This is a genomic window from Streptomyces sp. NPDC058307, from assembly GCF_042880295.1.
Lineage (GTDB): Bacteria > Actinomycetota > Actinomycetes > Streptomycetales > Streptomycetaceae > Streptomyces.
In genome coordinates, this window is sequence record NZ_JBHVYZ010000075.1 from 1 (window position 1) to 3,732 (window position 3,732).

The following is a 3,732-nucleotide window of genomic DNA, read 5'->3' on the forward strand; positions in this document are numbered from 1 at the left end:
AACCGCATACGGGGCAGTCTTCGCCGTCGACGAGCCGGCCGGCGAGCTCGGCGACGATGCCGTCCGTGCGGCGGCGCCGGATGTCGATGTACGTTTTCGCGGCTTGTTCGGAGTCCTTCTCGGCCTGGCTGAGGACTTTGTGGGCGGCGCTGATCTGCTGATCGAGGGCGTCACGGCGCCTGGCGGCTTCGAGCTGCTTTTCGACGAGGTTGAGGGTGGGGGTGAGTTCGCGGCTGGTTTCCTGCGCGCTGCGGGCGGTTTCCAGGCGTGCGGCAAGGTCCGCGCGGCGTTGCGGAAGGGCGTTGAGCCATTGCTGGGCGTCGGTGAGGGTTTCGGCGAGTTGCTGGCGCTCGCGGTCGAGTGCGGCCAGCTCTGTCGTGTGGCGCTGGAGGGTGGCCTCGTCGGGCAGCAGAGCCTGGACAGCGCCGGTTTCGGCGTGCAGTTGCTGGGCGGCGTGAGTGAGGCCGGCGGTGTCGAGGGATGCGTGTTCGGGTGGCAGCAGGGCGCGGGCGCGGCTGTCGTCGTCCAGGGCACGGGTGTGCTCGAGGTCGGCGGTGTGTGCGGTCTCCAGGACGGATTGCAGTTGTTGGGCTTTGACGGCTCGGTCGCGGCGGTCGGCGAGGTGGCCGTGGTGGGTGGCCTGCTCGTGAAGCAGGTCGAGGTCGTATGCGGTGGTGCGGTGGGCCTGCTGGAGACGGTGGAGGTCGCGGACGGCCTGTTCTGCCAGGCGGGCTTCGGTCAGCTGCTGCTCGGCGGTCTCGGTGGCGGCGCCGGCGGCGTGCTGGCGGGTGAGGGCCTGGTGGTGCAGGGCGGTGGCCCAGGCGCGGGCGGGTGCGGTGAGGGTGGCGGGGTCGTCGGCCCGGGGGGCGTCCTGGGCTGGTTCGAGGTCGTCGCCGGCTGCCTGCTGGATGCGTTCGGCCAGGCGCAGGACGTCGGCGCGGGCCTCGTCGCGCGTCTTGGCGGTGAGGGTTTTGCGGTGGGCGAGGAATTCTTCGATGAGGCCGAAGCGGCGGGTGCCGAAGAGGGTGCCGAGCAGGACCCGGCGTTCGGATGCGTCGGCGCGCAGGAACTTGGTGAACTCGTTCTGCGGGAGCAGGACGACCTGGCAGAACTGCTGGCGGGTCAGGCGCAGGAGGGACTTGATCTCTTCTCCGGCTTCCTTGTGGGACTTGATGATGCCTTCCCACCGGCCGTGTCCGTGTTCGTCGAGGACCCACTGGTGCAGGAAGGTTTCGGGCTTCTGGTCGACGAGTTCTGCGCTGTTGCGCAGGTGGGGTCGCTTCTGGGCGGGGATCCTGCGGATCTGCAGGCGCTTGCCGGCCAGGGTTAATTCCAGGGTCACTTCGGTCAGCAGATTCGCGGGAGCGTGATCGCTGCGCAGCCGCATGTTGCGTTCGTGAGGCGGCAGGCCGTAGAGGGCGAAGCAGATGGCGGCGAACAGGGTGCTCTTGCCGGCGCCGGTGTCGCCGTGCAGGAGGAACAGGCCGTCTGCGGACAGGGCGTCGAAGTCGACGGTGTGGCGGCGGGCGAAGGGGCCGAAGGCCTGCAGGTGCAGGGAGTGCAGACGCATGTCAGACGGTTTCCTTCTCCTGGGCGCGCACGCGCATGTCGTCGACGGCTTCTTGGAGGAGGCCTGCCTCTGCGGTGGTGGGTGGGGTGCCGCGCACGGCGGTGATGAAGTCGTGGGCGATGTCGAGGTCGCCGCGGCCGCGTACCCGTTCGCGGTAGGTGGGGCTGTCGGTGGCCTGTGCCGGGATACCGGCGGGCACGTGCCGCATGTCCAGCGTGTGGCGGAAGCGCTGTTTGAGGCGTGCCATCGCCTCGTACGGCAGGGCGGTGTCGGTGAGGGTGGCCTGCAGCCAGGCTTCGCTGAGCGGTTCGTGTTCGGGGTCGGTCAGCAGGTCTTCGATGCGGCCGGTCAGCCGGGCCAGCGGCAGGTGGAGTTCGGCCGGGATGTCGTGGCGCGTGATCGTGGGGGCGCCGTCGGCCGGCAGGTCGGCCAGGGTGAGGGATTTGGTGTGGTTGGTCTCGGAGAAGGAGTAGGCCAGCGGGGAGCCGCTGTAGTGGATGCGGTCGTTGACGCGCTGCGGGCGGTGAAGATGGCCCAGGGCGGTGTAGTCGATGCCGGCGAAGAGGTCGGCGCCGGCGTGGGCGACGCCGCCGACGCTGATGTCGCGTTCGCTGCTGCTGCTGGTGGCGCCGGTGATGAAGGCGTGGGCGAGGACGACGGAGCGGGTGCCCGGGCGGGTGGCGAGGTCGGCGCGGATGCGGTCCAGTGCCGAGGTGAGAACGGCCTGGTGGGAGGCTGTCTCGGCGTCCAGCTGGGTGCGTACCAGGGCGGGCTCGAGGTAGGGCACTCCGTAGACGGCGACGGGGCCGTGCTCGTCGTCGAGAAGGACGGGGCGGGCGGCGTCGGCGGGGTCGGTGCGCAGGTGGACGCCGGCTTTGGCGTACAGGCCGGAGCCGGTGCCGAGGCGGTGGGCCGAGTCGTGGTTCCCGCTGATCATGACGGTGGGGATGCCGAGGTCGGCGAGCTGGTGCAGAGCCCGGTCGAACAGGCGTACCGCGTCCAGGCTTGGGATGGCACGGTCGTAGATGTCGCCCGCGATCAGCAGGGCGTCCACCTTCTGAGTGCGGGCGGTGGCGCAGATGTGGTCCAGGACCGTGCGCTGATGGTCGATCAGATCTTCCCCGTGGAACCGGCGGCCGAGATGCCAGTCCGAGGTGTGCAGGAACCTCATGAGCACAGACCGTAACCAGTGTGGTGGGAGCTAGGGGCGGTTTTCCCGATAAACGGTCTTGTTTCAGAGGCTTGGGGACACGTGAGGGAAAGGTTTCTTCGTCTGCGCTGCCGGGTGGCGGAGCCGGACGCGGCTCGCGGGGTGATTGTCAGTGGCAGGAGGCAAGATAAGCAGTGGGGGAAGGAGGATGTGATGTCGTTATCGCGTTCTGCCAGGACCGAGCACACTGTGGCGCCCGAGGGCTGCCGGTGGTGCGGAATCGAAGCCCGCGCTCACGCGCGGCAATGGACCGCAGAGGCCGGATGGCACGCCTGGGCGGCGCCGACCAATGAGCAGCGCAAGGAGCGCATGCTGCAGCGGCGGGCGCAGCAGCAGGTCAGCAGGCGAGGGCCTGCACCTCGGTGAAGATGTCCCGTAGCTGCTGGGGGACCTCTTCGGGGGTGGTGAGCATGGACACCAGTGCATAGAGCATGTCGGCCTTGCCGTTGGGGCTGCTCTCCTCGGCCTGCTGTTTGATCATGTAGAGGATGCGGTCGCTGAACTTGCCGCCCCGGTGCTCGGTGAAGTCGTCGGCGCTCCAGGGCCGGCCCTCGGGGCGGGGCCAGTGGTCGTTGGCGGCGGCCGCCCACTGAGTGTCGCTGAAGAGCTCCTCCAGCTCGTTGTAGCCCTCTCCCTCACCGACGTAGGAGACCTGCTTGGTGAGGTCGAGGCCGGCCCTGATGAGTTTCTCGGTCTTGAAGTGCTTGTTGGTGCGGCTGTCGGCGTCGACCATCAGCTTGACGGTGCGGTGGTGCTTGACGAGGTAGCCGGCCAAGTGCAGGGCTCCTTCGTTGTTGTCGCAGGCCCACAGGGCGATACCGGCCGCCTGCAGGGGCAGACCCTGCGAGAGGCGGAAGAGCAGGGGCACGCACTGCTGCTCGGTGGGGCCCTCGACTGCCAGGAAGCAGCGTTCGTGCAGCAGGACAGAGTTGCGCAGTCCCACCGCGGCGGC

General features: G+C 69.0%; 2 protein-coding genes and 1 pseudogene. All 3 read right to left on the bottom strand.

Translation table 11 applies throughout. The annotated features are described in order from the left end of the window. A partial coding sequence (locus ACFVYN_RS35445; protein ID WP_390006149.1) for an AAA family ATPase occupies positions 1-1,570 on the bottom strand: 1,570 nt, incomplete at its 3' end. Between the two features lies 1 nt (position 1,571). Further along, complete coding sequence (locus ACFVYN_RS35450; protein ID WP_390006151.1) at positions 1,572-2,741, bottom strand: exonuclease SbcCD subunit D; 1,170 nt, start codon at positions 2,739-2,741, stop codon at positions 1,572-1,574. A 376-nt stretch (positions 2,742-3,117) separates the two neighbouring features. After that, positions 3,118-3,732 (bottom strand): annotated as a pseudogene (locus ACFVYN_RS35455) (hypothetical protein); the annotation flags it as partial.